This is a genomic window from uncultured Maribacter sp., from assembly GCF_947500405.1.
GTDB lineage: Bacteria > Bacteroidota > Bacteroidia > Flavobacteriales > Flavobacteriaceae > Maribacter_B.
The window spans coordinates 1-1,030 of the sequence record NZ_CANMRY010000054.1; the positions used below are offsets into that span (position 1 = coordinate 1).

At 31.6% G+C, this 1,030-nt stretch carries 1 protein-coding gene; it reads right to left on the reverse strand.

All coding sequences use genetic code 11. The annotated features are described in order from the left end of the window. Window positions 1-456 precede the first annotated feature (456 nt). Complete coding sequence (locus Q0945_RS15940) at window positions 457-936, reverse strand: hypothetical protein (protein WP_299436643.1); 480 nt, start codon at window positions 934-936, stop codon at window positions 457-459. Between the last annotated feature and the right edge of the window lie 94 nt (window positions 937-1,030).

Below are 1,030 nucleotides of genomic sequence, written 5' to 3' on the forward strand. Positions count from 1 at the left end.
TCAGACACACAAGATTCTCATTTAGGATATTAAATTTAGTCAGAATTTTTCAGGTCAGCCATTAAGGGTAACGGTCTGGTGTATGGCTCGTTGCGTGCAAATTAACTATTAATTTTCGGTTAGGCACAAGCCAGATTTTTAAATTTCACTATGTATCTTACCTTTTGGTAATCGTCAAATTTAAAAATTTGGCGACTTTCCAAATGTGCCTTTACTTCGAGTAAGCAACTGACCAGCAATGAGCTATACACGTTGTTACCTACAGTAGTTTTTCGAGTTATTTTTCAATTCTGTCGAATATTCGATTTTGGTCAATTAACTATAATTCAGACGTAATTTTAAAACTTAGTCCGTATTCTGATTGTATTTCTATTTGTCATCATTTTCCATTTATTAATTGCAATTCCGAATAGTTTTTCAATTCCGCTGTTGTTATTTTTTATATTCAGTTTGATTTTAATAAAATGAATGTACAAAGAGATAAGTCATTTGACTTTCCATATTTGTCCATAAGTAATATTCACTAAATGACTTTCTTTCAATAAAGTTCATTTTGTAATAAACTCTCTGAGTATTATTGTCAGGCAATTCGAGCCATTTAGGATTATTAACGCTCTTTTTTATTTCTTCTCTTATTCTATTAAACTCTGAAGTTTCATTTAAGGCAATTTCTAATGGTTGGTCGTGTGCGATTATTTTTTCCATAACTGTTGGCTCAAAAGTAAATGCCATCCAATACACATCTGTATCATATAATCCCCAATTTTTTAATTTGATTTTCTCAACAGATTTTGGTGGTTCGAATCCAAAGTTGTCTTGAAAAGAAGAAATAAGCTTTTCCCTATTTTCGGATTCGTATGAGCCCCCACAACTTATAAAAAGTGTTAGGAAACTTAAAACTGTTATGATTCTAAATATTTTCCTTTTTCGTCTCATTGATCCACTATTGTAGGTAACGTTCTCGGCTATGATTTCGGACTGGGAAAGTATACGCTAACCAGTCAGCCAGAGATAAATTTTTAAAATTAAT

What these genes read in the sequence shown, in the direction of transcription:
- Q0945_RS15940 (WP_299436643.1), bottom strand. Translation starts at nt 936, where the DNA reads ATGAGACGAAAAAGGAAAATATTTAGAATCATAACAGTTTTAAGTTTC.